Here is a 24,943-nt window from a genome sequence, read left to right as displayed (position 1 = left end):
AGACTGATTACTACTATGACCACCGCATTCGCACGAGGCTTGGCCACTGTCACCCACGATGGAACTGTCCTGGATGTCTGGTATCCGGCCCCGAAGCTCGGTGAGTCCGTCTCTTCCACCGGCACGACCCGCTTGGAGGAAACCCCGCAGCAGTTCGTCAATCTCGCCGGCCCCGACGAGGACCGTGGAGTCGCACGCGTGCCTGTGGCGACGTCCATCTCCGACATCTCCGCCGCGCCTGTTGACGCGTACGATGCGTACCTGCGCCTCCACCTCCTCTCCCACCGCCTGGTCAAGCCGCACGAGGCGAATCTCGACGGCCTCTTCGGCCTGCTCGCCAATGTCGTGTGGACCAACTACGGCCCGTGCGCTGTTTCCGATTTCCAGGTCGTCCGCAGCCGCCTGTCGGCGCGCGGCCCGGTAGTCGTATTCTCCGTGGATAAATTCCCGCGCATGGTCGACTACGTCGTTCCCACCGGTGTCCGCATCGGCGACGCCGACCGCGTGCGTCTCGGCGCACACCTCGCTGAGGGCACCACGGTCATGCACGAAGGCTTCGTGAACTTCAACGCCGGCACGCTCGGCGCCTCCATGGTCGAGGGCCGCATCTCCGCCGGCGTCGTCGTCGGCGACGGCACCGATATCGGCGGCGGCGCGTCCATCATGGGCACGCTGTCCGGCGGTGGCAAGGAGACCATCAAGATCGGCGAGCGCTGCCTGCTCGGCGCCAACGCGGGCATCGGCATTTCGCTTGGCGACGATTGCACCGTCGAAGCCGGCCTCTACGTCACCGCCGGCACCAAGGTCACTCTGTCCGCTGAGATCGCGCAGTCTGTCGGACGCTCTGAAGGCGACTCTGTCAAGGCTGTCGAGCTCTCCGGCGCCAACGGCATTCTCTTCCGCCGCAACTCTGTCACCGGTGCCGTCGAGGCAGTCAAGGCGAAGGGTGTGGAGCTCAACGCGGAGCTGCACAACAACTAACGCACTCGATGCTGTGGATTTCGCTGGCGCCCCACAACGATCTTCGCACCAAAAGGCCAGGTCGCGAACGGTAGCTAGCGATCAAGAATTTGGTGCGCAGCCGGTGCTGAGGTGTTCAAGCTGAATATATGCAGGCAAGAAACCAGAAACGGGATGGTACCCAACCGCCGTGACCCACGCTGAAACGTCGGTTATCTGGTTAGCATCGATAACCTCGCACGTGACATGTGGACCGATAGAGTTTTCGGCAAAAACCGCATTCACTGCGAGGGACAATTCCCGATTGACGGCCACTCTGTCCGCGTATTCAGACTCGAACGCGACCGCCACCCTAATCAGATGCCTCTCACTGGCAGCGGTTGTTCTAGCATGAGCGACCCCGATCCACGACAGGCCTTTAGTGCAACAATGGCGCAGAGCTCGGCGAACGGCGGCGAGCGCGAGTGCCTGATTCGTGGCAGCTATTGATCGTGCCCCTAACGCACGGGGCCATAAAACGGGGAGTTCCGGCGACGTGGCCTGTTGGGGTGCAGCGTTGGGAGAGGATGTGCTGACGCCGGCCTCTTTCGGCGTTTCGGACCACAGTAACTCAATCGGGAAGTCCGTAAAGGAATCGATGCCCAGGTCCCCGAGAACATCACACACGTCATGTGCCACAGTGCCGAGTGGTGCCTGTGCATCGACCTCAACTGTCAACAGTGGTTGATGAATGGAACCTTCTACAGCGGAGATGCTATTGGCACGCACGCTAAGCACGGAACACGAACTTGCGGTGCTGCCGGACGCGAGCCCCCAAGTGTTGAGAGATTCCCAGATCAGCGCCGATGTTACAGCTGCGGCGAGACAATCAGGATCAGCCATCGCCTTTTCCTGTTGTAACTTAGAAACAAGTTCCGAGGACGCGAGATAGCCACCGCGGTGAATTGCACGATCGACGATGCTTGTTCCTGGGATGAAGCTGCGTACCCGGATGATGCCGCTATCTGGGACCCGACGAATACTCAGCGAAGTCCGTTCGGGAAGTTCTCTCAGCGCGTCATCAGCTGTGTGGACGGCGCTGTCACCCAACACCTGCGTTAACGGTTGGACAGGGAGAAGATCAGTGCTGAGCGGGATCCGGTACAGAATGATTGGCGTTTCTTCAGCATCCGGTTCATGGACGGTGCTAGGGAACGCCTGGTGGAAAATGATGTTGTGGAAAACCGACCCACAATGAACGCCACTTCCACATGCGGTAGCGAAGGCCTGTGCCCGGTCAAGGATGTGCCTCAACACTGATTTTGTGAAAAGAGGATCATCTTCCTGAACGTGCAGGGTGATCACCGGAGCGGTGGTTGCAGAGTCATCATTGACTTTGAACGCCACGCTATAAGCAAGGCGGCCACAACCGAGAACTTCCTGGGTGTTTAGAGAATCCGAACGAAGATCCTTTACATACTTCCGAGTAAGTTCCCGTACTACCTCGCCCGTGAAGTATTCACGAACAGCAAGAGCTAGCAGCCCTAATGACTCGGCCATACTCCAGGCAGGAATATGTTCTGAAAGAGCCGATCCTATTGCGGAGTTGCTGAGGCGCTGAGCTGCAGCTAATGCTGCCTTCGGACTGTAGTCGGGGCGGCGATCCCTGAAGGAGTAGGTTTTGCTCTCGCACGCGCTATCGCTGACATCCAGGATGGCGAAGTCATGGTCGATGTCCTCATAATGCGTTAAACAGAGCTGCTGGTGGTACACATAATCCAGCACAGATTCATCACTAGGAGCTCCGGCTAGCAACCACTGGATATGTGTGTACTCACGCTCAATGTCCTCGAATGCTGTGGCGCGTCCCCCGGCGCTCTGGATCAAGATTCTTCCGGGAGAATCCCCCGGAAGAACAGCCAACGCCTGGCAGTTTCGCGAGATGGCTAAACCACTGGTCCATGCTGCAATTCCAATCCAGCGCACATAGTCAATGGACGTGGTCATTTTCGCCAGTTTAACCTTTTGGTTTTGCTGTCTCCCCTACGCCGCTGTGCTACTTCGCGCGGCCTTGGGTTTCCGGAATGTCCAGAGCTTGTTGATGATGAAGTTCACGGGCATCGCGATCAGCGTCGAGATCGCCTGCGCCCAATACGACTTGGTGCGCAGACCGCTGGAACCGTCGAAGACGTGGTCGGGCAGTCCGACGGGCGTCGTCGGGTTCATGAGCAGCGTCATGCACGTCAAGGACACCACGAAGGCGACAAGCCCCGTGGCGAGGAACGGGAAGAAGCCGCGCAGCCACGACCTTTTGACCATCCCGCCGAAAGTCCAGCTGCGGTTGAGCTGGTAGTTCCAGGTGTTGGCAAGTAGGAAGGCCAATGAGGACAGGAAGTGGTACCAGCGCACATTCCAGCGGGTAGAACCGATCTGGGTGATGATGTCGTCTGCTTCCAACCCGAAGCCGTGAAGTAGAGCCTTCGACGCGAGGTAGAACACCACGAAGTTGACCAGCACGCCGGAACCGCCGACGATGCCGAATTTGATGAATTCGCGGGCACCGTTCAGCACGCGCAAGGCGGTGCTGCCGCTCTTCTGCTGCGCAGGTGGCGCCGAGCGGGCGACATCGGACGTCGCGCCTTCAGCTATATCGTGTTGGGTCACCCCAGCCGCCTTCCTTCCTGCGGTACTGTTCTAAGTCTTTAAACTTGTGACAGTGTAGTCCCGCGAGGGCGACGAAATGAAAACGTTATGAGCTGCGCTACTGCGTGATACGGCGCGCGGCTGCGTCGATCTTCTCGTCGGGAGCGGTCAGCGCGATGCGCACATGGGATGCGCCGGCCGGGCCGTAGAAGTCGCCGGGGGCGCCGAGAATTCCGCGGTCGGCGAACCAGTCGAGCGCCTGGCGGGAGTCCATTCCGTCGCGGCGCACCCACAGGTACAGGCCGGCATCCGAATGGTCGACGGTGAAACCGGCATCAGGCAGCGCCTTGAGCAGCTCGAGGCGGCGCGAGGCGTAGACGGAGCGTTGCATTTCCTCGTGCAGGTCGCTCTCCAGCGCCGCGACCATCGCGTGCTGGATCGGGCCGGGAACGATCAGGCCGGCGTGCTTGCGCACCTCGAGGAGTTCTTGGACGAGGGCTTCGTCGCCGGAGATCATGCCGCAGCGGTATGACGCCAGATTCGACGTCTTAGACAGGGAGTGCAACGCCAAAAGGCCGGTGTTATCGCCGTCGGTGACGGACGGGTGCAGCACGGAGACGGGCTCAACAGCCCACCCGAGGTAGAGATAGCACTCGTCGGAGGCGATGATCGCGCCGGTTTCGCGCGCGAAGGCGACCCAGGAGCGCAGCAGCTCAACAGAGGCCACAGCGCCGGTCGGGTTCGACGGGGAGTTGAGGAAAATCAGGGCGGCGTCGCGGGGGGCTTGCGCCGGATCGTCGCAACGCACGACGTTGCAGCCAGCCATGAGTGCGCTGACTTCGTAGGTGGGGTACGCGACTTCCGGGATGACGACGGTCTCGCCGCGCAGACCCAGCAACGTCGGCAGCCACGCGATGGCTTCTTTGAGCCCGATGGTCGGCAACGCGGCGCGCTCGTTCAATCCGGCGATGCCGAAGCGGCGCTCCAACGCCGAGACGATCGCGGCGCGCAAGGCAGGCGTGCCCATCGTCTGCGGGTAGCCGGGCGCGGCGGAATTCTCCGCGAGCGCGAGCTGGATCGCGGGCGGGACGTCGTCGACGGGCCCGCCGACGGACAGGTCGATCAGCCCGTCCGGGTGCGACGCGGCTTTAGCTTTGACGTCGGCGATGGTGTCCCACGGAAAATCGGGCAGGACCTGGCTGAGCGGGCGGCGCGTCCCCATGTCCCCTACTCCTGGTTCATGGGTGGCAGCGCGGCCACGAACGGGTGGTCGAAGTCGTATGGGCCTTCAGCGGCGGCGCCGCCCGGAGAGCCGATCTCGTCGAAGAAGGCGACGTTGGCGTCGTAGTAGTCGTTCCACTCGTCCGGCAGGTCGTCTTCGTAGAAGATGGCCTCGACGGGGCATGCGGGCTCGCATGCGCCGCAGTCGACGCACTCGTCGGGGTGGATGTAGAGCATGCGCTTGCCCTCGTAGATGCAGTCGACGGGGCATTCTTCGACGCAGGCGCGGTCCAGAATGTCCACGCACGGCTCAGCGATGATGTAGGTCATGGGCTCCTGTCACTCCTTATGACGAAAATTCTCACATCAGTATGTCACTTCCGCGCCGCAATGGGCCACACGGTCCCGGCACACGCGGCGGCGAGCAGGATAACGCAGCGAATCTTATATTCGGCGATGATCGCGGCGGTCACCTCGGGCCCGACAGCGAACAGCAGGAACCCGCATATCCACGCCAAAAGCGGAATGAGGGCGCCGAGCACGCGGCCGCGTGTCCACAGCAGCGCCGTGCGCGTGAACACCGCCCCAAGACCAGCTGCGGCGAGAATCGAGGGGACGCCGTAGAGCGAGCTTATCGACGCCACCTCAACCAACCCCGATCCCACCGCCCCCACCGACAGCCACATGAGTCCGGAGCGGGCTTCCGCCGGTGAGAAGTCGGTCCGCGTGATGGGACGGCGGGGTGAACCGGGGGCAGGCATTAGAAGTCGAGGCCGCTTGCGATATCGGCGCCGTGGTCCAGGGGCAGGCCTGCGCCGAGAAGGTAGTGCTCGCGGCGGATGATGGGTTGCGCGATGAGGTTGGACAGCGCGTAGGTGGTCACCGGGCCACGCGCGATGGCGGGGTGGGGGTTGGTGAGGGAAACGGAGCCGTCGGCAAGCCAAATCTGCGTTGCGTGCGCTTTCATGGCTTCGGCCTTGGCGGCGTAGACGACATCGTCCATCTCCACCCAGGTGTCGGTGGTGTCAACGGCGTCGAGCTCCCCCGGTGCCGGTTGCGTCCAGCCCGTGGGAATATCGTCGGCGAAATTGGCCTCGAGCTCTTCGCGCAGGCGTGCAGCCCAGAGGATGCGGGGAATGTCGACCTGCTGGGCGGCAAGGTGGGTGATCTCGTGGGCTCGGATGTGGTCGGGGTGGCCGTAGCCGCCGTTGGGGTCGTAGGTGAGCACGAGGTGCGGGGCCTCGCGGCGGAAGACCTCCACGAGGTCGTTGACCGCTGCCTCGCCGGAATTGACGAAGGCGCGGGGGTTACGGCTCGCCGGCGAACCCGCCATCCCCGAATCCCGGTAACGCCCGGCCCCGCCGAGGAATTCGCCGCGCACACCGAGGATGGCTAGCGCACGGGAGAGCTCGTGAATGCGGAATCCGCCGAGCTGGTCCGCCTCATCGTTGACCAGACCTTGGTAGGTCTCCCCGATCACTTCGCCCTCTTCCCCGAGCGTGCACGTGACCACGAGGACATCGGCGCCACGGCGCGCGAGATCCGCTAGTGCGCCGCCGGTCGAGATCGACTCGTCGTCGGGATGCGCATGCACTGCGACGACGCGCAATCCCACCAGGTCGCGAGAGCGGCGGTCACTGCTCATGTTCGGGTTCGGGTTCGCGTTGTTCATCGTCGGATCGGTCGTCCTTTCTGCTGTCGTCGCTGTCGTCGCTGTCGTCGTCCTCGGCTGCGGGCTCGGCCGCCTTCCACTGGGCAGCGCTGGCGACGCCGTGGTCCCAGTCGTCGAGGGCGGGCGCGGGGCCGGTGATCCCTTGGCCGAGTGCCATGATGCGGCGTTCGGACAGCACAGGCACCCAGACAGCTTCACGACGAAGCGTGTCCGTAACAGCCCCGCGCACCTCGGAGGCGGGAATGCGACCGGACAAGATGTTGTCGGACATGGCGCGTGTGGAAGGCAGGCAAAGACCGCTCAAGTTGCCGGAGACGAAGTCGGTGTCCTCGTCCGGGCACTGGATCTTGCTGGCCCACACGGCCGCTCCTCCGTCGAGAGACCAGCCGACGACGGCATCGACAGTTCCTTCGCGCAGGCGTTGGGCGGTGTCGGTGGCATCGGCTGCGACAGTTTCAGCTTCAACGCCAGCGCGCACGAGCAGATCGGCTACGGCGCGAGCAGCGGGCATGGCTTGGTCGTCGCGCGGGTCGGCAGCGATGCGGATGGGACCAGATTCAGCCGCGGCAGCGCGCAGCGCGTCCGGCTCATGGCCGAGGGGCAAAGTCGGGTCGGCGGCAGCCAGGTCGCGGGAACGGGAGGCGGCGATGCGGGCGATGAGGGGGACGTCGATAAGCGATGCGAACTCGCGGCGTACCTCTTTTGTCCCGAGAACCGGCGAGTTGACGGACATGGTGACTCCGAGTTCGCGCGGGCCTTCGACGAGGCGAAGTTGCGCGTCGGGGATCAGCGAGTACGCGTCCCACGACGTCTCCCCCGGCACGTGGTCGACGAAAGCGAGCTGGCCCGAGCGCAGGCGGTCGGCGGTGAGGTCCGTCGACCGGACGAAATTGAGCGTGAGCAAGTCGATGCTGGCTGGGTACGGCGCCCAGAAGCGGTCATTGCGTTTCAGGGCGATGACGCCAGCGCCGCGGTCGACCTTGTCCACCATGTAGCGCCCGGCGGAAGCGGGAATCGTCTCAGCGAGCGCCGTGGCGAAATCATCCGCGCGCGAGTCGAGCAAGTGCGACGGGAGGAGATAGTTGAACAGCTCGGGCCATGCCTCAGTGGATTCGCTGAACACGACGTCGACGGTCTTGCCGCCGGTGCCGCTGACGCGCACGTCTTCAATGGCGCGGTAGCCGGCGGGGTCGACGGTGCCAGGCGTGGTGGTCATGCCGCGCCAGAGGTAGACGAAGTCGGCGCCGGTGATCGGACTGCCATCGGACCATTGCGCGGCGGGGGCGATCACGTAGCGCACGGTCATCGCCGAGGTGGCTTCTTCGCCTTCTTCGCTGTCTTCGTCTTCTTCCAGCACTTCCGCTGATTCGAGGAGGTCGCTGTTGAGCTCGCCGTCACTAAAAGCGCTGGGCAATGTGAGCTCAGCGAGGTCGCGGACGGTGGAATTCTCGTCGGCGACCAGGTGCGGGTTCAGGCCATTGCGGAGCGGCTCGACACCCGCGGCGGCCTTGGTGCGCGCGGCGGGCTGGGCTGTGGTCGTGGTTGTCTCCGACGTTTCGGACTCCTCCACAATCGGTGGTGGGCCCGGCTGCGCCGCGCACGACGACAACACCCCCAGCGCGAGAACAGGGGCGAGAATTCTCGCCGCCGTGGTCCTGCAACTGGGGGTGCGCATGAGCACTCATGCTACTGCATGGCGCGTGCGATTCGTCTACTCGCTGCTACTTGTTCATCTGCTTTGCGCGGGAGCGGGCGCGGCCGCGCTCGGTGGCGTTGAGGATGACCTTGCGCACGCGCATCACCTCAGGGGTGACCTCGACGCACTCGTCGTCGTCGCAGAATTCGATGGCTTCGTCGAGGGACAGGGCCTTCGCCTTGGCGAGAGTGACCGTGGTGTCCGCGGACGCGGCACGCATATTGGTCAGCTTCTTCTCCTTGGTGATGTTGATGTCCATGTCCTCGTCGCGGCTATTCGCGCCGACGACCATGCCCTCGTAGGTCTCCGCGCCGGGCTCGACAAAGAACTCGCCGCGGTCCGCGAGCTGCATGAGCGCATACGAGGTGACTTGGCCGGAGCGGTCGGCGACGAGGGAGCCGGTCGGGCGGCCCTTGATCTCGCCGGCCCACGGACGGTGCTCGATGGAGTACGAGTTGGCGATACCGGCGCCACGGGTCTCCGTCAGGAAGGTCGTGCGGAAGCCGATGAGGCCGCGGGACGGCACGTCGAATTCCATGCGGACCCAATCGCCGGAGCCAGCGTTACCCATGGCAGTCATCTGGCCCTTGCGGTTGGCCATCAGCTGGGTGACAGCACCCTGGTGCTCGGCCGGGGTGTCGATGACCATGTGGTCGTACGGCTCGTAGGTCTTGCCGTCGATCTCCTTGGTGACAACCTGCGGCTTGCCCACGGTGAGCTCGAAGCCCTCGCGGCGCATCGTCTCGATCAAGACAGTCAGGGCCATCTCACCGCGGCCCTGGACCTCCCACGCGTCGGGGCGGTCCGTCGGCAGCACCTTGATGGAGACGTTACCGATGAGCTCCTGGTCCAGACGAGCCTTGACCAAGCGGGCGGTGAGCTTGTCGCCGCCGCCGCGGCCAGCCATCGGAGAGGTGTTCACGCCGATGGTCATGGAGATGGCCGGGTCGTCGATCTTGATGCGCGGGCGCGGCTCGACATGCTCCGGGTTGCAGAGGGTGTCGCCGATCATGATCTCGTCGATGCCGGAAACCGCGGCGATGTCACCGGCGACGACCTCGCCTTCGGCAGGCACACGCTCAAGTCCCTCGGTGACAAGGAGCTCGGCGATCTTGACGTTCTTGACGTGCTGCTCGCCGTCGGCGTCGTAGTGGACCCACGCGACATTGTCACCCTTTTTCACCGAGCCGCGGTAGACGCGGATCAGGGCGATACGGCCGAGGAAGGAAGAGGAGTCCAGGTTGGTGACCTGAGCCTGGAACGGAGCGTCGATATCCGCGGAGGGCTCGGGCAGAACGTCGTAAATGACGTCGAACAGCGGCTGGAGATCCTCATTGTCCGGCAGCCCGCCGTTGCCCGGGTTATTGAAGGAAGCACGGCCTGCGCGGCCGGAGGCGTAGAGGACGGGAAGCTCGAGCAGGTTCTCGGCAGCTTCGGCAGCCTCGGGGTCTTCGAGGGAAGCACCGAGCTCGAGCAGCAGGTCCTGGGCCTCGTCGACAACTTCGTCGATACGCGCATCCGGACGGTCGGTCTTATTCACACAGATGATGACCGGCTTCTTGGCCTCGAGGGCCTTGCCCAGAACGAAGCGGGTCTGCGGGAGGGGACCTTCGGAGGCGTCGATCAGCAGGACGACGCCGTCGACCATGGACAGGCCGCGCTCGACCTCGCCACCGAAGTCCGCGTGGCCCGGAGTGTCAATGACGTTGATGACCAAGTCGCGGCCGTCTTTGCCCGCGCCGGCACGACGGATGGAGGTGTTCTTGGCCAGAATGGTGATTCCACGCTCGGACTCGAGGTCGCCGGAATCCATGACGCGGTCTGCAACCTCGCCGTGATCGCCGAACGCGCCGGACTGCTCCAGCATGCCGTTGACGAGAGTGGTCTTGCCATGGTCGACGTGGGCGACGATGGCGACGTTACGGAACTCAGGGTGCGACACTTCTACGTCTGCTCCTTAGATAGGCGTACTGCACACGGCAGTTGAACGGTTAAACCCTACTCCCATAGGGCGCTACGTGCGATACCGAAAATACACGGCGCCGAAAAACCCACAGCCAAGTCCACTTTTCAGCCTTGACAGCGCCAAAAAACTTCAAATAGTGGGACTAATGTTGCAATTGTTGCAAACGACACTAGAGTTACTGACGTTATTAATGTTCTAATGTTGTTTTCCTGCGACAAAGGATCAGTTCCTTGAAGATAGCAACAGCCGCCCACGCTCCTGCCCGCGTCCGCACTGCCGTCATCTCCGCCGCAACTGCCGCAGCGCTTACCGTCGGAGCCTTCGCCGTCCCCGCTTCCGCGCAGGCGGCGCCCGCCCCCGCCCAAGCAGCTTCCGCACTGTCCGCGGGTTCTTCTCTCGTGGATCATCTCGGCCGCCCCACTCCCCAGGTGCAGCGGGCCGTCAAGGACTTCGCGAACCGCCCCGGCGTGCCACCCCAGGTCCGCGACGCATTGTTGAGCGGTCTCGCGTTTTTCGTTGGCGATGCTTCCGGCAACGGCGGCGGCCCCGGCCTGCCAGAAGGCGGCCCTGCGTTCCGCCAAGGCTTCTGGCCGACGGTGTCCCGCAACTGCATGGGCCCCGGCATGAACTCCACGGGCTCCCTCATCGCGGTCCCGGGCCCGGCCCGCATTCCAGTGCCGGCTCCGAAGGCTGGGCAGGCCACATTCGTGTTCACTGCTTTGGGCACGAAACCTGCATCGCCCCAGCAAGGGGCCATGAACGTGCACTGGATCAACCTGGCTAACCTGCGCACCGGTGTAACGCCCCTTTTGAACAAGGGGATAAATAAGACAGGACCGGCAACGCTCTCCAACGTCGCCGACACGGGCTCCGGCCCAGTGCTGGCGGTGGTCTCCGGGGCAGTCAAAACAGACGGCCGCAGCTGCGGCTTCCCCCCGACGGCACTGAGCGTGACGGTGAAGTAGGTATCAACATGAAGCAGCACGGACAGCAGGTGAACGGAATGGCCACATCCAACACGGGCCACGCAGACGCTCTTGACGCTGAGCGCGCAGACGTTCCCGATCTGCACCCGGTCAAGCAGGAGACTTTCGACACCACCTCGAAGATCAACACTGACCCGAAGGGTTTCCTCCGCGAAGTGGACACATTCCGGGTCACGGACTTCGGCCTGTACATGGCGCGCGGTGCGAACCACCCGAGATTCGGCTACCTGGAAAGCTGGCTGCTGCCGCAGCTCAATCTCCGCGCGAATATCTTCCACTTCCGCGAGGGCGTGGATATGGAGCAGGACTACTACTTCGATATCGCGGACATCGACGTCGAAGGCGAAGTGTGGCGTACACGCGACCTGTACGTGGATCTCGTCGCGGTGCAGGGAGAAGCGATCGACGTGCTCGATATCGACGAGCTCGCGGCGGCGACATCCGCAGGCTTCATCACCGCAGCAGAGGCAGAGAAGGCGATCGAGGCCACACTCAATGCTGTAGAGGGCATCACCCGCCACGATGACGACGCAATGGAGTGGCTCCGCGCGCTGGGCATCGAGTTGACCTGGGCCGACGAGGTCGAGCTCACCCCGGCAGCATCCTGATCCAGCGCAGCTACGCCGAGGTCAGTTCTTCGCGGGTGAATCGCGCGCGGCCACGGTCGGCGCGGGCGAATTCCACGACGATATCTTGGTCCTGCGCGAGGTGAATGAGACGCGTGGCCAACTCGCGTTCAGCATTCTCAACTGCGGTTTCAGCTCCCTCGACGCTGAGCATGAGCACGCCCTCCGTGCCGATCACGTCACACGTGGCAGCCCCGTTGCCGGGAGTTTCCAGAGTGCCGGCGGACGGGAAGGTGAACGTGCCTTTGGAGGTCTCGGGGTCCCACGCGACGTCGATAAGCTGCTCAAAATAGCTGGCCAACAGCTTGCCGTAACGTGCAGGGCGATCGATCCGCACGCGCGCGGTCGAGGTGACGGTTTTGGGCATGGACCACACCCTACCCAAAATGCGCGCACACATTAGTATTTGTGTATCGTACCCCTCCCCGACAGAAAGGCACGCGCATGGCCGGCGGTCTCCTCGCATTGCTTGACGACGTCGCCCTCATCGCCAAAACCGCAGCCTCCAGTATGGACGATGTTGCGGGCATGACAGCGAAGACATCCACGAAAGCCGCCGGCGTTGTCATCGACGATGCCGCGGTGACCCCGCAGTACGTCACCGGCGTTACCCCCGCGCGCGAGCTTCCGATGATCTGGAAGATCACGAAGGGTTCGCTGCGCAACAAGCTGATCATCATCCTGCCGATCGCCCTCCTGCTCAATGCCTTCGCACCGTGGGCCCTGGTTCCGATCCTGATGGTTGGCGGCACCTACCTATGCTTCGAGGGCGCGGAAAAGATCGCCGACAAGCTCCTCCACGACGAGACCGAACAGCAGGATCAGGCGGTCAACCGCGACGAACAAGGCGAGGATGCCCTGGTCAAAAGCGCGGTGCGGACCGACCTGATCCTGTCTGCGGAGATCATGATCATCTCCCTCGACGAGGTCGCCGACCAGCCCTTGCTCATGGAATTCATGGTGCTCGTCGCCGTAGCGATTTTCATCACCATCGCCGTGTACGGCGCCGTCGCGCTGCTGGTCAAGGTAGACGACATCGGACTGGGCATGATTGAGCGCGACAACGCCCCCGGCATCGGACGCGCCCTGGTCAATGGCATGCCGATCGTGCTGAAGATCATCGGCATCGTCGGCACCGTGGCCATGCTGTGGGTCGGCGGCCACCTGATCATCCGCGGCCTCCACGAGGTCTTTGGCTGGCACTGGCCGCACGATGTCCTCGCCCAGCTTTCCGAGGCCGTTGGCGGCGGCGCCCTCGGCTGGCTCGTTGATACCGCTGGCTCCGCGCTCGTCGGTCTCCTGGTCGGCTTCGCGGTGCTTGGCGTCGTAGCGGGTGTGCGCAAAGTACTGCGCTAGAGTCGAGGTCCATGGAACCTCTGCCCCGCTACCCGCTCGCTCCGTTCGCCATCGGCGGCGGATCCGACCTCAGCGTGGGCAGCCTCATCGCGGCCACCCTGTTCACGTACGCCGGCACTCCCGATGCCAGCGATCCCCTGAACACCACAGTCGAGCTTGAGTCCGATCCGCTGACCGGCGCGTGGCGTGTGCGCTGGCCTGCCGCGCACGGCAGCATCATCGGCGATATCACCGCGCACGAGCGCGCGCCGTTCCACAGCGTCGACACCCTCCACGAAGCCGGCTTGGTGCCTGCCGCACAGGCCACGATCACCTTCGACCGGCTCACCGCCGCCCACCGCGTCGTTGTCCACCTCGCCCCGCCGGCATTGTGCGTGCCCCGCAATAACCTGCTGCCCGGTGCATTGCTGCTGCCTGGCACCGTTGCCGGCGAGTCCCCCGTGTACGTCCACGTCGCCGATGGTGAATTCACCGCCGCGGAAACCATGCTCATGTCGCCCGGCCAGTGGCTGGTCGGATTGCACCTGCACGGTCACACCGTCGTGGTCACCTGCGGCGGCCGTGTTCTTGGCACCCTCGATGCCCGCCAGTCCGGCCCCGTGCGCGAGAAACTTGCCGCCTTATTCGCCCAGAATGTCGACGTGAAGGCCCGCGCCTGGGCTGTCGACGGCTCCATCAGCGTCGATGTCACCCGCACCCCGGGCATTTTCCCCGTCCGCACCCTCCCACCGCTGCCGTTGCCCGCCGGTCCCGAGATCGATATTCCCGCCGCCGAGGTCTACGAATTCGCCGACGGCTCGCTCGTGGTCACCGTAGATCTCTCCGCCGCCATCGACCCTGAGGATTGGGTCTACCCCCGCCCGGGTGCACGCACCGTCGACCCCGTCCACCCCGCGCAGCCCGCCGCACCGCGCTTCCCCGAAGAACCGCTGGTCCAGCCGGCTGCACCCGAAGCGGCGCACGAGTCCGCGCAGGACGCGCCCACCCAGTACTTCCCTGCCTTCGTGGACTTCAACCCGTCGCACACCGACGACGGCGAAGCCGCGGCCAGCGAGACCTACCTCACCGAAGTGGAAAAGGTCCGCCTCCGCCGCGCGCGGCGCAATTCGCACGGCCCGAAGCACAGCCGGGACGACAGTGCGCCGCAGGAATACACCGGCCGTCACCGGCGCGACGATTAGCCCGGGGTTTGCTAAAGTTCCGTTGCGGTTCAATCATTTTCCCTCCGTGTCTTGAAATGAGTCCGCAATGCGATCGTTCCGCCGTTCCATCTTGTCCATTGCCATCGTCGGCACCATTGCGGTTACTGCGGTTGCCCCAGCCCCCGCGACGGCGCAGAGCTCGCTGAGTTCGACGAGCTCCGGCAGCTCCAGCAGCTCCCGCAACCTGATCAGCGAGATGGGTGGCGCCCTGTCGGACTCGCCGAACCCCGATCCAGCTCCCAAGCCGAAGCCGAAACCAAAGCCGAAGCCGAAGCCGAATCCGAAAACCCGCACCGAACAGGGCCTTGTCGTGGAGATGCTCGGCGACCTGATGGGCAAGCACCAGCCCAACCTGGGGCTCGGGGCCGTTGACTTGGGCATTATGGTGCCGCTGATCAACGAGACATTCGCGATCGTATTCGGCGACTCATTCACCGGCAAGTACTTCGGCGAAGGCAAGTGGCTCAGCCCAGTCGGTCTCGTGGCCAAGCGCGATGAGAACGGCCGAATCATCTTCACCCGCCCGCTTAACGACGGCAAGACCGCCGATCAGCTGATCAACTACAAGCACTACGACAACCGCACCGTCATCCCGTCCGACGTGATCAACCTGGACGGCACGCTCTACATGCAGGGCATGTGGAATGAAGGCATCGGCAATGTGCGTGAGACCGAAATCTGGAAGTCCACGGACTACGGCGCGAACTGGACGTCTGTCGCGCAAACGACGTATCGCTACATGGATGGGCTTGGCAACCTGATCAGCTGGGAGAAGGGCCCCGACGGCTACATCTACGTCGTGTCCTCCGAATTCCTCCGCGACGACCCTGTCTACCTCTCCCGCTTCCGTGAAGAGCAGATCGCGGACCGCAAATCGTGGGAGATCTACGACCCCTCCACCGGCGAATGGAGCAAGAAGCGGCGCACCCCGATCCTGTCCAAGAACGTCCAGGCCGGCGAGATGTCCCTGCGGATGGTCGAGGGCCACTGGGTGCTGGCAATGTTCAACGAGGAGACGGCATCCATCGAGGTGCGCATCTCGAAGACCATCGCCCGTGACTGGGATTCCATCGAACCCGCTCGCGTCGTCGTCGCCGGCTCGGGCGGGTGGCGTGCCGAGCAGAACGCGAGCAACTTCACTCAGCTCTACGGCGGCTACATTGTCCCGGGATCCACACTCGCCAACATGGATCTCGTCGTCTCCCAGTGGAATACTTCGGATAACTCGCGGTACATGTCCACCCAGTTCAACGTGAAGGGTTTGGACAAGTTCTTCGGCATCTCCCCGGAGCAGCCGGAGAGCGCGGAATCCGCACCGCAGGGTACAGCGCGCGCCGCAGCACAGACCGGCGACCAGAGCGCCGTCGTAGTCGATGAGACCGCGGTGTCGCCGGAGGTCGTCAACCGTCTCAGCGACGAAGAGGCCATGGAAAAGGCCGCGGACAACCCGGCTGACACGCTGAACTAGCCCCCGCGGCGCCGCGTCGCCGGGGGCTACGGCTCATCGATGTTCTCGGCGCTGGCTCCGTCAGCCGCGTCGTCGATAAGCTCCTCGTCCGTCGGCGTTGTCCCCGGATCGACCTCGGGGTCGTTGTCGCGCTCGTACTCGCGGACGATGCGCGCCGCCGTGTCCGCGATCTCCTTCATCGACTGGTAGAAACGCCCCATCTCGTTCCACACGCCGTCTTCGGAGAGCACCCCGTACTGGGCTTCGGGGAAGTCGCGGACGTCCTCGCGCCAGACTGATTCGTAGTAGGCAATGAGCTGCGCCATCGTCTCCCAGTCTTCGGCGAGGCGCTCTGGGATTTCTTCCCAGCGGTCATTCGCTTCGACGAAGTGCGCGAGACGCGCGTCGTTGGAAATTATTCGTTCCGGGATGTCGTCGGCCCCGGGGAAATCAGGCTCACCAGTGGTCATGGCCGTCACTGTACCCCGCTTCAGTCCCCTAAGCGGGGTTATCGACAAGGAACCGGCGCACGAAAATCCGCGTACGGTGGGAAGCGGTTGAACCCCACGGCAAGGAGGCCATTATGACTGCACAGAAGGGCAACGACCACGGCCCGAACCCCTACGTCGTCGATATTGAAAAGGCGACCGTCGACAACGAGGCTTTCCGCGACACCCTGTGGACCGGCAAGAATCTCCAGCTCACTGTCATGACCATTCCGGCAGGCGGCGAGATCGGCGCTGAGATCCACGACGGCCACGACCAGTTCCTCCGCCTCGAGGAGGGCGAGCTCCGCGCCCAGATCGGTACGAGCGAGACCGACCTCGAGATCGACCAGGTTGTCGGCGCGGACTGGGCTGCATTCGTCCCGGCCGGCAAGTGGCACAACTTCGTCAACGAGTCCGACGCACCCGCGAAGCTCTACTCCATCTACGCCCCGCCGGAGCACGAGCCGGGCACCCACCACGAGACCAAGGCGGACGCCGACGGCGCATAAACGCACGGCACCCACGCATAGCCCAGCATTTTCGCTGGGCTTTTCGCTTATCGACGTCCGGCCCTTCCCATTTACTTGCCTCCCCCAACCACGGGTCACGTGCTTTTCACTTACCAGTAACGGGCTAGCCATATAACCGTCACAACAGGTCCATTTGCCTGGCTTAGTTTTTGACATGCCCTGGTTGGAAGCTGGCAACCACAGCATCGTGAGCTGGCTGCTTTCCAACCGGTTACTTCATTCCACCGCTGCCCGAAAGGTTCCCACCGATGCGTAACCGCGTTCTGTGCGCCACCATCGCCGCGCTGTCCGTCAGCGCGGGCGTCCTCTCCCCCGTCACCGCTACCGCCGACGAGAAGACCGCCAAAATCTCGATTTCGAACATCACCGACTTCCACGGTCGTTTCGCTCCTAAAGACGTGAACGTTCGTGGCACAGATACACGTGACGACAAGAAGTCCATCCCGGGTGCCGAGCGCCTGAAGTGCGCTATCGACACCGAAGCCGAAGGGTTCGGCAACGCGCACATCCTGACTTCTTCCGGCGACAACATCGGCGCTGGCCCGTTCGAGGCAATGCTGCTGGACGATGCGCCGACCATCGATGCGCTTAATGAGATGGGTCTTGAGGTCTCCGCCGTGGGCAACCACGAATTCGACAAGGGCGCAAAGGATTTCTCCGAGCGCGTCATCCCGGATGCGAAATTCCCGTACCTCGCCGCTAACGCCAAGTCTGTCGCAGGCACCGACGACCACTTCATCAAGGAGATGGACGGCGTCAAGGTCGCATTCATCGGCACCGTCACCGACAACATGCAGAATCTGGTCGCCGCCGACGGCATCAAAGGCATCACGTGGAACGACCCGGTTGAGACCACCAATGCCCTGGCCAAGAAACTCAAGGACAGCGGGGAAGCCGACGTCGTTGTCGCTCTCGTCCACGAGGGTGGCTACACCCCTGACCAGTTCAAGAATGTCGATGTCGCATTCCTCGGCCACACTCACACCGTGATCACCCAGGATGCTAAGACAACTCCGATCGTGCTCCAGGCAGGTCAGTACTCCCAGGGCTTCGCCAACGTGGACCTGAGCATCGACCGCGCCACCAAGAAGGTCACCGTCGAGGAGGCGAAGGTCGTGGAGGGCGCGCCCCTCCTCGACTGCACGGACAAGAAGTACCCGAAGCTCGAGGGCATCGCCAAGACGGCTAAGGCAGAGGCAGAGGTCGAGGGCAAGCGTGTCGTAACGTCGATTAGCTCTGATTTCGCCCGCGGCGTAAATGCTGACGCTGACGCTTCGGAGAACCGCGGTGTCGAATCCACACTGAGCAACCTGCTCGCTGAGGCCGCAAAGTGGAGCATCGAGGCGAATTCAACCGTTAAGCCTGACATCGGCGTGATGAACGCTGGCGGTGTTCGTGACGATTTGGATTCCGGCGAAGTCACGTTTGCTGAGGCGTTCTCCGTCCAGCCGTTCGGCAACGAGAACACGTTCATGACGCTCAAGGGCAAGGACTTCAAGGAAGCCCTCGAGCAGCAGTGGCAGCCGGGCCAGAAGCATCCGATTCTCGCACTGGGTCTTTCCAATAACGTGTCCTACACCTACAACCCGGACGCTGAGCAGGGCAAGCACATCCTGTCCGTGACCATCGACGGCAAGCCGCTTGACCCGGAGAAGGACTGCATCGTCGCTGGCTCCACCTTCCTGCTTGGCGGCAGCGACGGCTTCGAAGCCTTCAAGAAGGGAACCAATGTCGAAAACATCGGTCTCGTCGATGTCGAAGCGTTCGTCCAGTACCTGAAGAACAACCCTGACGTTAAGCCTCGTGGCCAGGCCGCAGTCGGCGTGAAGATGGAGCAGCTCAAGGCCGGTGCTGAGCACTCCATCGACCTGTCTTCCCTGATCTACACCGAGGGCAACCCGGCGAAGAAGGTCACCGTGAAGCTCGAGAATGCTAAGGGCAAGGAACTGGCCTCCACTGAGTCCGACATCGATCCGGACTTCGGCGAGAAGGGCTTGGGCGAGGCTGGCAAGGCCTCCGTCAAGCTCGCCGTCCCGGCTAAGGTTCCGGCGGACGCAGTCCTGCGCATCACCACTGATAAGGGCACCGACGTGACCATGCCGGTGAAGATTGAGGGTGGCCAGGAAGGCGACCAGGAGGGCTCCTCCGGTTCCAGCAATGACGGTTCCAGCGCCAAGCCGGTTCTGATCGGCCTCGGCGTCACCGGCCTGCTGGCTGCTCTCGCCGGCGTCATCGTGGCGTTCGTCCCGCAGTTCGCACCGGTCCGCGACCAGATCAACGCCGCACTGAAGGACTTCGGCATCCAGATCTAATTCAGCGCTGAGTCTGCACTCAACCAGAACCAGCCCTTTTCTCCGCATAGGGAAAGGGTTGGTTCTTTTTGTGCGGTCGGCCAGCGGGGATAGACCCATTCGGCGTGAAGGGGTAGATTGCCGGTGTCGGATTAAAGGGGTCAGGAGGCGCAATGGCACAACAGGTTTCGGCGTCGCAAAGCTCCCCGTGGCCGGCGCTGTGGTCGATGATGGTCGGCTTCTTCATGATCCTGGTTGATTCGACCATCGTCGCAGTCGCTATCCCGGCGATCGCGGAGAGCCTGAACGCCACGTACAACGGCGTGATCTGGGTCAATAGCGCATACCTGTTGGCATACGCGGTACCGCTGCTCATCACGGGACGCCTCGGCGACAGGTTCGGACCGAAGCGACTGTATATGCTCGGCCTCGCGGTGTTCACGGTGTCGTCGCTGGCGTGCGGGCTGGCAGGGTCCGTCGGAGTGCTCATCGCGGCCCGCGCCTTCCAGGGTCTCGGCGGCGCGATGCTCACCCCGCAGACGATGTCGGTGATGATCCGCACGTTCTCCCCCACCCAGCGCGGCAGCGCCATGGGCGTGTGGGGCGCGGTCGCCGGCGTGGCCACGATCGTCGGGCCGCTGCTCGGCGGGATCTTCGTGGACCTCGGCGGCTGGGAGTGGATCTTCATCATCAACGTGCCTTTCGGCATCATCGGCCTGCTCCTTGCCTGGAAGAACGTGCCGAAGCTCGAGCTGACCGCCCGCCGCCTCGACTGGCTGGGCGTCGCACTGTCGGCGGCAGGAATGTTCTGCCTCATCTTCGGCATCCAAGAAGGCTCGAACTTCAACTGGGATGCGCGCGCGATCGGGCTCATCGTCACCGGTGTCGTCTTCATCGCCGCATTCATCCTGTGGCAGGCGCGCACCACCCGTGACGCGCTCGTGCCGTTGTCACTGTTCGCCGACCGGAATTTCGCGCTCGCCTCCGCGGCGATCACCACAGTGGGCTTTGCGGTGTCTACCTTCGCTATTCCGCTGATGATCTACGTGCAGCGGGTGCAGAATTTCAGCCCCACGGTGGCCGCGCTTCTGCTCCTGCCCTCGGGTTTGGTGTCCGGCGCGCTGTCCGGGTTCATCGGCAAGCAGACGAATACGCACGATCCGAAGCCGTTCGCGATTACGGGGCTGGCGGTGACGTCGATAAGCATCTTTGCGACAGTGTGGATCACCGACCCGCAGATCAGCCCGTACTGGATGCTGTTGATCAGCGTCTTCTACGGCCTGGGCAACTCGATGATCTGGGGGCCGCTGTCCATGATCGCCACGCGCAATCTCGATCCGGCGCTCGCGGGCGCGGGCTCGAGCGTGTACAACACGGTGCGGCAGGTCGGCGCTGTCATCGGCTCGGCGGCTGTGGCTGCTGCCATGTCTTCGCAACTCGCCCAGCGTCTCGGCGACGACGCAGCGGGGCATTCGGAGACAGGTCCCCTTCCCGAGTTCCTTCATGAGCCGTTCGCTGAGGCGATGAGCGTCGCACTGCTGCTGCCCGCTGGTGTTCTCGTCCTCGGCGTCGCAGTCGCCGCCATGTTCGCGAAGACCCGCACGTGGAGCGATAACTAGCCCGCTGTGTCTTAGCGCACATTTAAATGCCCATTTGTTCCACGCCATACACATTCCGGTTTTAGAGTGTTTTCTATGTGGAATCCATTTGCCAAGCCATTTCATGAAGACACGAACGAGACCCCCTATGTGAAGCCCGCGGAATTCATTGCCGACGCCGCTTCCCGCCCCGCTGCGTTCATCACCGGCGGTGCCAGCGGCATCGGCAAGGCCACAGCACAACGACTTCTCAACCTCGGCTGGACCGTCGGCGCCTACGACATCCAGGACGTCACTTGGGGTACCAGCGACATCCCCGACGGCCAGCTCATCACTGGCCACCTCGACGTCACCGACCGCGACGAATGGGACACCGCCCTGGCGGACTTCACCTCCCGCACCGGCGGCCGCCTCGACTTCCTCTTCAACAACGCCGGCATCATCATCGACGGGCTGCTCACCGAGCAGGATCCGGAGAAAATCCGAACGCTGGTGGACATCAACTGCCTCGGCGTCACCTTCGGCGCCCAGGCGGCCTTCCCCTATCTCAAGGCGACGAAGGGCGCAGTGGTGATCAACATGAGCTCCGCATCCGCCATCTTCGGCCAGCCGGAGATCTCCACCTACTCGGCCACGAAGTTCTACGTCAACGGCATCACCGAGGCACTCAGCGTCGAATGGCGTAACGACGACATCCGCGTCCACGACCTCATGCCCCTCTGGGCCGCCACGCAGGTCGCCAACGTCAAAGCCCAGTCCGTCAAGACGATGGGCGTAAACCTCACCCCAGGCGACGTTGCCGACGAAGCAGTGCGTGTCCTGACCAAGAACGCCCCCTGGGGCAAATGGGTCCCCCACTACGCCGTCAGCCTCACCGACCGCCTGCTCAAGTGGCTGCGTAAGCCGTTCCCGGACCCGATCGCCCAGCTGCTCATGCGCTTTGTGGCCACCTGGTAAGCCACACCCACTTCTCCACCCCAAAACCAAGAAGGGCCCCGACTGGGGCCCTTTTCCGTCCGGTGTGCCCTATGCGGTCAATACCTAAGCCCCCGGGCATTAGCTCGGGGGCTCAGGGCCGGAAGGACCAGCAGGACCAGCAGCGCCTAGCGGGAGAACACCGACTGCAGCGGCTCCTCGCCTTCGCGGACCTCACGCTCGTACTTCGCGCGGTCGAGCTCGTTCTCGTTCGGATCATCGATGAACAGCGCGTTGCGGCGGGCGTCGTAGATCACAATGGACGCGCCCAGGGCCAGAGCGGTGAACACCAGCAGGACCACGATGGCGATCCAGAACGTGCCGTCGTAGATGCCGTCGACCGAGCGGACGAACAGGTTGCGTGCGTGGCTCATCGGGTGCAGCGGGTTCATGAACGCCAGCGGGGCCGGGAGGGTGGACAGCGGCCAGACCGCACTGGAGACGAACAGGCCCAGGGCGAAGAAGCCGATATTGAACATCGCGCCGACGACTCGGCCGAACAGAACGCGGAAGAACTGGAAGATGGTGGTGCCGGCGACGTCGATAAGCAGAAGCGCCGCACCAATGATGAACCAGTTCTCTGGGCGCCAACCGAGGGTGATGGACACGAATCCCAGCAGCGCGGTGAGCGCAACGTTGATTCCGAGCATGCGGGCCCACGCGCTGAGCACCGGGCTGGCGGCGCTGGATGCCTTGTGGCGGCGACCGATGGCGTGCGGCAGAAGAATGGACACGACTGCCATCAGCAGGAAGTTGATCACGATCAGGCCGAGGATGGAGAAACCGCTCGACGGCTCCTTCTTCGTCGGGTCTGCCGGGTCAACCACGACCTGCGTCGGGTGCAGGTTCGCCTCGTCGAAGATGATCGGGACTGCGATCTGCTCGGAGGACTTGTCCATGGCCTTGACCTGCGGCGCACGGCCGGCACCTTCGTCGAGTTTGGTGGAAAGCTCCTCGGAGCCGTCCTTCAGGCGGTTCATGCCGTCTTCAAGCTGCCCGCCGCCGTCGACAAGCTGTTGCGTGCCGTCGGTGAGGCGGCTAGTACCGTCGTTGAGCTGCCTTGCGCCGTCGTCCAGCTGGTTCGCGCCGTCCTCGAGGCGGGAGACACCGTCGGTGAGCTGGCCCGTGCCGTCCACGAGCTGATCGGAGCCGTCGATGAGGCGGTCCAGGCCGTTGCGGTACGGCATCTCCGGGTCAGAGAGGTTCGCGTAGAGTTCTCCGGTGCCGTCGCGCAGACGGTTGAGGTCGTTGACCACGTTCTCCGGGTTCTCCGGGTCGAGCTGACTGACGATACCGTCGAGCTTGTCCGCCTCGGCGTGCAGGCCGAACTGACGCAGCGTGTCCACGATGGGCTTGAGCTGGCCGACACCGCCTTGGACGTTCTCCAGCAACGGGATCAGCATGCCGGTCAGCTTATCCACGCCCTCGTCGATCTGGCGTGCGCCGTCCGCGAGCTGGTCGGTACCGTCCTCGAGCTGGTACAGACCGTCATTGAGTTGCTTCGCGCCGTCATCCAGACGCCCAGCACCGTCGCTCAGCTCGCCGACACCGTCGGTCAGCTCGCCAGTGCCGTCGACGAGCCGGCCCGTGCCGTCATGGAGTTCATTCGCGCCGTCATCGAGCTGGTTGATGCCGTCGACAGCCTTCTTGCCACCGTCTTTGAGCTCACCAACACCGTCGTCAAGCCGCTTCGAACCGTCGGCAGCCGCGCGAATACCGTCGCCAAGTTCGTTGATGCCGCCGAGGACTTCCTCCGCATACGTCTTGGCAACCTCGGCGCGGACCTCGGATTGGATCTGCGGGACCAGACCCGCGGTCAGGATCGCGCCGTTACTGCCGTTGTAGTCGTTGAAATCGACCATGATATTGGCCTGCTTCGGCTCCGGATCGATGACCGTGACCACGTTCTTGGAGAAGTCCTCCGGGATCGTCACCGTGAACAGGTACTTGCCTGTCATCAGGCCTTTTTTGGCATCCTCTGAATTGACCACGTCGAAGTCGAGGTAGTCCCGGCTGGTCAAGCCCTCTACGACATCGGCGCCGAATTCTTCTAGGCCTGCCCCTTCGCCACGGTCAACGCCCTTGTCGTTGTTGACCACAGCGAGCTTGGTGTTGGGCACCGAACCAGTCGGATCCCACATCGCCCACATGAACAGGCCCGCGAACAGCAGCGGGAACACGAGTGCCAGAATGATAATGGTGCGCGCGACCGTGGAGAACGGACGCCACATCAACAGGCGTTCAAGCGGCCTTAATACCCTGCCCCCGCGCTCAGTGCGCGGTGTGTCTGCATCGCCGCCGGTGACTTTCGTGCTCAACGCAAGTACCTCATTCCTCTTCGTGTTTCGTATCCTCGCCACGTTCCTTTGCGGCGGAGCACACTCGGATTGATACGTGACTTAGATTACTTTGTAGAGGAATATAGTACGATCGAAACAGAAAATCAGGCTTTTATTTACTGTGGCGAAAATTTTTTCTCATTCATCGCCGAAGCTCATCTGTCCAGCGAACATCGCCAGGATCCTTGTCGTCGCGCCAGCCACGCCACACGGCATGCCGCACCTTACCGTCGCACGTTCGCCCAGCTAGAGCGACTTCCTCGACGAGATCGGGGGCCACCCACCACACGCCGTCACGGTCGACTTCAGGCACATCGCTTATCGATGCCTTCCCCACCTTCTTTTCCCTCAATTTCTCCTCCATTGCCTGCAGCTGGTGAGTTGTGAACCGCGTTTCCACGCGCCCGGCATAGAAGAGTTCACCAGTCGCATCGTCGGGAACCGCCAGAAGAAGCGACCCGATTCCGCTGACACGGCTCCCCTTTCCTTCCCGCACGCCAATTACGACAACCAGGTTTAAGCGCATGCTTAAAGGCTGTTTCGCCGCGCCCTACGACACCTTGGGCTATCCAGAGCACGCGTACGCCGTCGATAGGTTCCGGGTCCTACTGGTCGAGCCCTCCGGAAATTTCTGCGTCTTCGTCCCTGGCAAGGGCTTTGAAAGCTTGGACTTCTTCGCGGCGGGTCTTGACCGCGTTGATAAGTTCGCGGCCAGAGCTGAATTGTTGGCGCGGGGGTGGGGCGAACTGGTCTTGTCCTGCCATATCCCTCACCTGCTTTACCAAGTCTCCAAGGCGCATCATCCGGTTGTGCTGCCTATACCAACGATCAGCGGTAGGGTCCTTGCCTGTGTAGAACGGGTTTCGGCTAAAGCGATGGGCAAAGTGCGGATCATGATCTAAAAGCTCACCCAGCACGCGCATAGTCGACTTTTTGGCTTACAATCACCTCTGATTATTCGGGAATGT

Annotated in this window: 23 protein-coding genes; 10 read left to right on the top strand and 13 right to left on the bottom strand. The window is 63.1% G+C overall.

From position 1 onward, the window contains the following. Window positions 1–15 precede the first annotated feature (15 nt). Complete coding sequence (dapD, locus tag ACUY2Y_RS04010; RefSeq protein WP_210574775.1) at window positions 16–981, top strand: 2,3,4,5-tetrahydropyridine-2,6-dicarboxylate N-succinyltransferase; 966 nt, start codon at window positions 16–18, stop codon at window positions 979–981. Window positions 982–1,062: 81 nt separating this feature from the next. Here the strand turns inward: dapD and ACUY2Y_RS04005 are convergent, their stop codons facing one another. The 8 genes from ACUY2Y_RS04005 to typA all read right to left on the bottom strand — a co-directional run bounded on the left by ACUY2Y_RS04005 (window position 1,063) and on the right by typA (window position 10,113). Continuing rightward, a complete protein-coding gene (locus ACUY2Y_RS04005) occupies window positions 1,063–2,946 on the bottom strand; it encodes a hypothetical protein (RefSeq protein WP_448324902.1) in 1,884 nt (627 codons plus the stop codon). A 36-nt stretch (window positions 2,947–2,982) separates the two neighbouring features. Beyond that, on the bottom strand, window positions 2,983–3,516 hold the full coding sequence (locus ACUY2Y_RS04000) for a GtrA family protein (protein ID WP_246875130.1): 534 nt from the start codon (window positions 3,514–3,516) through the stop codon (window positions 2,983–2,985). A 184-nt stretch (window positions 3,517–3,700) separates the two neighbouring features. Continuing rightward, window positions 3,701–4,804, bottom strand: coding sequence for a succinyldiaminopimelate transaminase (gene dapC / locus ACUY2Y_RS03995; RefSeq protein WP_296150337.1), 1,104 nt, complete (start codon window positions 4,802–4,804; stop codon window positions 3,701–3,703). A gap of 5 nt (window positions 4,805–4,809) precedes the next feature. Beyond that, complete coding sequence (gene fdxA / locus ACUY2Y_RS03990; RefSeq protein WP_296150334.1) at window positions 4,810–5,133, bottom strand: ferredoxin; 324 nt, start codon at window positions 5,131–5,133, stop codon at window positions 4,810–4,812. Between the two features lie 44 nt (window positions 5,134–5,177). After that, window positions 5,178–5,564, bottom strand: a complete 387-nt coding sequence (locus ACUY2Y_RS03985; RefSeq protein WP_448324901.1) for a hypothetical protein — start codon at window positions 5,562–5,564, stop codon at window positions 5,178–5,180. After that, entirely contained in the window at window positions 5,564–6,448 is an 885-nt protein-coding gene (mshB, locus tag ACUY2Y_RS03980) for an N-acetyl-1-D-myo-inositol-2-amino-2-deoxy-alpha-D-glucopyranoside deacetylase (protein WP_448325021.1), read from the bottom strand. Before mshB ends, ACUY2Y_RS03985 begins: the two co-directional genes overlap by 1 nt. Beyond that, complete coding sequence (locus ACUY2Y_RS03975) at window positions 6,438–8,150, bottom strand: ABC transporter family substrate-binding protein (protein ID WP_448324900.1); 1,713 nt, start codon at window positions 8,148–8,150, stop codon at window positions 6,438–6,440. The genes mshB and ACUY2Y_RS03975 overlap by 11 nt, the downstream gene beginning before the upstream one ends. A 46-nt stretch (window positions 8,151–8,196) precedes the next feature. Continuing rightward, a complete protein-coding gene (gene typA / locus ACUY2Y_RS03970) occupies window positions 8,197–10,113 on the bottom strand; it encodes a translational GTPase TypA (RefSeq protein WP_448324899.1) in 1,917 nt (638 codons plus the stop codon). A 254-nt stretch (window positions 10,114–10,367) separates the two neighbouring features. Here typA and ACUY2Y_RS03965 point away from each other — a divergent pair, with 254 nt between their 5' ends. Both ACUY2Y_RS03965 and ACUY2Y_RS03960 read left to right on the top strand, forming a co-directional pair. Beyond that, window positions 10,368–11,102 carry an Rv1157c family protein gene (locus ACUY2Y_RS03965; protein WP_448324898.1) on the top strand — a complete coding sequence of 245 codons (735 nt, stop codon included), beginning with the start codon at window positions 10,368–10,370 and terminating at the stop codon, window positions 11,100–11,102. Between the two features lie 38 nt (window positions 11,103–11,140). Beyond that, the gene (locus ACUY2Y_RS03960) at window positions 11,141–11,731 is read left to right on the top strand and encodes a DUF402 domain-containing protein (RefSeq protein ID WP_448325020.1); all 591 of its coding nucleotides are present in this window, start codon (window positions 11,141–11,143) and stop codon (window positions 11,729–11,731) included. A 10-nt stretch (window positions 11,732–11,741) separates the two neighbouring features. On the opposite strand, the gene ACUY2Y_RS03955 is transcribed toward ACUY2Y_RS03960, so the two are convergent. Beyond that, window positions 11,742–12,116, bottom strand: a complete 375-nt coding sequence (locus ACUY2Y_RS03955) for a DUF2218 domain-containing protein (protein ID WP_210574794.1) — start codon at window positions 12,114–12,116, stop codon at window positions 11,742–11,744. A gap of 77 nt (window positions 12,117–12,193) precedes the next feature. On the opposite strand from ACUY2Y_RS03955, the gene ACUY2Y_RS03950 reads away from it, so the two are divergent. The 3 genes from ACUY2Y_RS03950 to ACUY2Y_RS03940 all read left to right on the top strand — a co-directional run bounded on the left by ACUY2Y_RS03950 (window position 12,194) and on the right by ACUY2Y_RS03940 (window position 15,775). Continuing rightward, window positions 12,194–13,105, top strand: a complete 912-nt coding sequence (locus tag ACUY2Y_RS03950; protein ID WP_210574796.1) for a DUF808 domain-containing protein — start codon at window positions 12,194–12,196, stop codon at window positions 13,103–13,105. Between the two features lie 11 nt (window positions 13,106–13,116). Then, window positions 13,117–14,286, top strand: coding sequence for a hypothetical protein (locus ACUY2Y_RS03945; RefSeq protein WP_448324897.1), 1,170 nt, complete (start codon window positions 13,117–13,119; stop codon window positions 14,284–14,286). 67 nt (window positions 14,287–14,353) lie between these two features. Beyond that, window positions 14,354–15,775: a DUF4185 domain-containing protein gene (locus ACUY2Y_RS03940; protein WP_448324896.1), complete on the top strand. Its 1,422-nt coding sequence runs from the start codon at window positions 14,354–14,356 to the stop codon at window positions 15,773–15,775. A 26-nt stretch (window positions 15,776–15,801) separates the two neighbouring features. On the opposite strand, the gene ACUY2Y_RS03935 is transcribed toward ACUY2Y_RS03940, so the two are convergent. Then, window positions 15,802–16,224 carry a DUF4298 domain-containing protein gene (locus ACUY2Y_RS03935; protein ID WP_448324895.1) on the bottom strand — a complete coding sequence of 141 codons (423 nt, stop codon included), beginning with the start codon at window positions 16,222–16,224 and terminating at the stop codon, window positions 15,802–15,804. A 113-nt stretch (window positions 16,225–16,337) separates the two neighbouring features. On the opposite strand from ACUY2Y_RS03935, the gene ACUY2Y_RS03930 reads away from it, so the two are divergent. From ACUY2Y_RS03930 to ACUY2Y_RS03915, 4 genes are all read left to right on the top strand, one after another. Further along, complete coding sequence (locus ACUY2Y_RS03930) at window positions 16,338–16,751, top strand: cupin domain-containing protein (RefSeq protein ID WP_448324894.1); 414 nt, start codon at window positions 16,338–16,340, stop codon at window positions 16,749–16,751. Window positions 16,752–17,020: 269 nt separating this feature from the next. Next, window positions 17,021–19,084, top strand: a complete 2,064-nt coding sequence (locus ACUY2Y_RS03925; protein ID WP_448324893.1) for a bifunctional metallophosphatase/5'-nucleotidase — start codon at window positions 17,021–17,023, stop codon at window positions 19,082–19,084. Window positions 19,085–19,236: 152 nt separating this feature from the next. Continuing rightward, window positions 19,237–20,682: a DHA2 family efflux MFS transporter permease subunit gene (locus ACUY2Y_RS03920; protein WP_448324892.1), complete on the top strand. Its 1,446-nt coding sequence runs from the start codon at window positions 19,237–19,239 to the stop codon at window positions 20,680–20,682. A gap of 75 nt (window positions 20,683–20,757) precedes the next feature. Then, window positions 20,758–21,618, top strand: a complete 861-nt coding sequence (locus ACUY2Y_RS03915) for an SDR family oxidoreductase (RefSeq protein ID WP_448324891.1) — start codon at window positions 20,758–20,760, stop codon at window positions 21,616–21,618. 146 nt (window positions 21,619–21,764) lie between these two features. Here the strand turns inward: ACUY2Y_RS03915 and ACUY2Y_RS03910 are convergent, their stop codons facing one another. From ACUY2Y_RS03910 to ACUY2Y_RS03900, 3 genes are all read right to left on the bottom strand, one after another. Further along, entirely contained in the window at window positions 21,765–23,954 is a 2,190-nt protein-coding gene (locus tag ACUY2Y_RS03910; RefSeq protein ID WP_296149110.1) for a YhgE/Pip domain-containing protein, read from the bottom strand. Between the two features lie 163 nt (window positions 23,955–24,117). Next, a complete protein-coding gene (locus ACUY2Y_RS03905) occupies window positions 24,118–24,501 on the bottom strand; it encodes an ATP dependent DNA ligase (RefSeq protein ID WP_296149113.1) in 384 nt (127 codons plus the stop codon). A gap of 79 nt (window positions 24,502–24,580) precedes the next feature. After that, on the bottom strand, window positions 24,581–24,892 hold the full coding sequence (locus ACUY2Y_RS03900; RefSeq protein ID WP_448324890.1) for a replication initiation protein: 312 nt from the start codon (window positions 24,890–24,892) through the stop codon (window positions 24,581–24,583). Between the last annotated feature and the right edge of the window lie 51 nt (window positions 24,893–24,943).

It is taken from the genome of Corynebacterium sp. 20-84 (genome assembly GCF_053479455.1).
Note: the sequence above shows the minus strand (reverse complement) of the source record. Positions and strands in the feature narration are given on the sequence as shown.

Coding starts and splice junctions, on each gene's coding strand:
- dapD (WP_210574775.1), top strand. CDS start 16: ATGACCACCGCATTCGCACGAGGCTTGGCCACTGTCACCCACGATGGA.
- ACUY2Y_RS04005 (WP_448324902.1), bottom strand. CDS start 2,946: ATGACCACGTCCATTGACTATGTGCGCTGGATTGGAATTGCAGCATGG.
- ACUY2Y_RS03915 (WP_448324891.1), top strand. CDS start 20,758: ATGTGGAATCCATTTGCCAAGCCATTTCATGAAGACACGAACGAGACC.
- ACUY2Y_RS03945 (WP_448324897.1), top strand. CDS start 13,117: ATGGAACCTCTGCCCCGCTACCCGCTCGCTCCGTTCGCCATCGGCGGC.
- fdxA (WP_296150334.1), bottom strand. CDS start 5,133: ATGACCTACATCATCGCTGAGCCGTGCGTGGACATTCTGGACCGCGCC.
- ACUY2Y_RS03955 (WP_210574794.1), bottom strand. CDS start 12,116: ATGCCCAAAACCGTCACCTCGACCGCGCGCGTGCGGATCGATCGCCCT.
- ACUY2Y_RS03905 (WP_296149113.1), bottom strand. CDS start 24,501: ATGCGCTTAAACCTGGTTGTCGTAATTGGCGTGCGGGAAGGAAAGGGG.
- ACUY2Y_RS03950 (WP_210574796.1), top strand. CDS start 12,194: ATGGCCGGCGGTCTCCTCGCATTGCTTGACGACGTCGCCCTCATCGCC.
- ACUY2Y_RS03975 (WP_448324900.1), bottom strand. CDS start 8,150: ATGCGCACCCCCAGTTGCAGGACCACGGCGGCGAGAATTCTCGCCCCT.
- ACUY2Y_RS03960 (WP_448325020.1), top strand. CDS start 11,141: ATGGCCACATCCAACACGGGCCACGCAGACGCTCTTGACGCTGAGCGC.
- ACUY2Y_RS03985 (WP_448324901.1), bottom strand. CDS start 5,564: ATGCCTGCCCCCGGTTCACCCCGCCGTCCCATCACGCGGACCGACTTC.
- ACUY2Y_RS03935 (WP_448324895.1), bottom strand. CDS start 16,224: ATGACCACTGGTGAGCCTGATTTCCCCGGGGCCGACGACATCCCGGAA.
- ACUY2Y_RS03925 (WP_448324893.1), top strand. CDS start 17,021: ATGCGTAACCGCGTTCTGTGCGCCACCATCGCCGCGCTGTCCGTCAGC.
- ACUY2Y_RS03940 (WP_448324896.1), top strand. CDS start 14,354: ATGCGATCGTTCCGCCGTTCCATCTTGTCCATTGCCATCGTCGGCACC.
- mshB (WP_448325021.1), bottom strand. CDS start 6,448: ATGAGCAGTGACCGCCGCTCTCGCGACCTGGTGGGATTGCGCGTCGTC.
- dapC (WP_296150337.1), bottom strand. CDS start 4,804: ATGGGGACGCGCCGCCCGCTCAGCCAGGTCCTGCCCGATTTTCCGTGG.
- ACUY2Y_RS03920 (WP_448324892.1), top strand. CDS start 19,237: ATGGCACAACAGGTTTCGGCGTCGCAAAGCTCCCCGTGGCCGGCGCTG.
- ACUY2Y_RS03930 (WP_448324894.1), top strand. CDS start 16,338: ATGACTGCACAGAAGGGCAACGACCACGGCCCGAACCCCTACGTCGTC.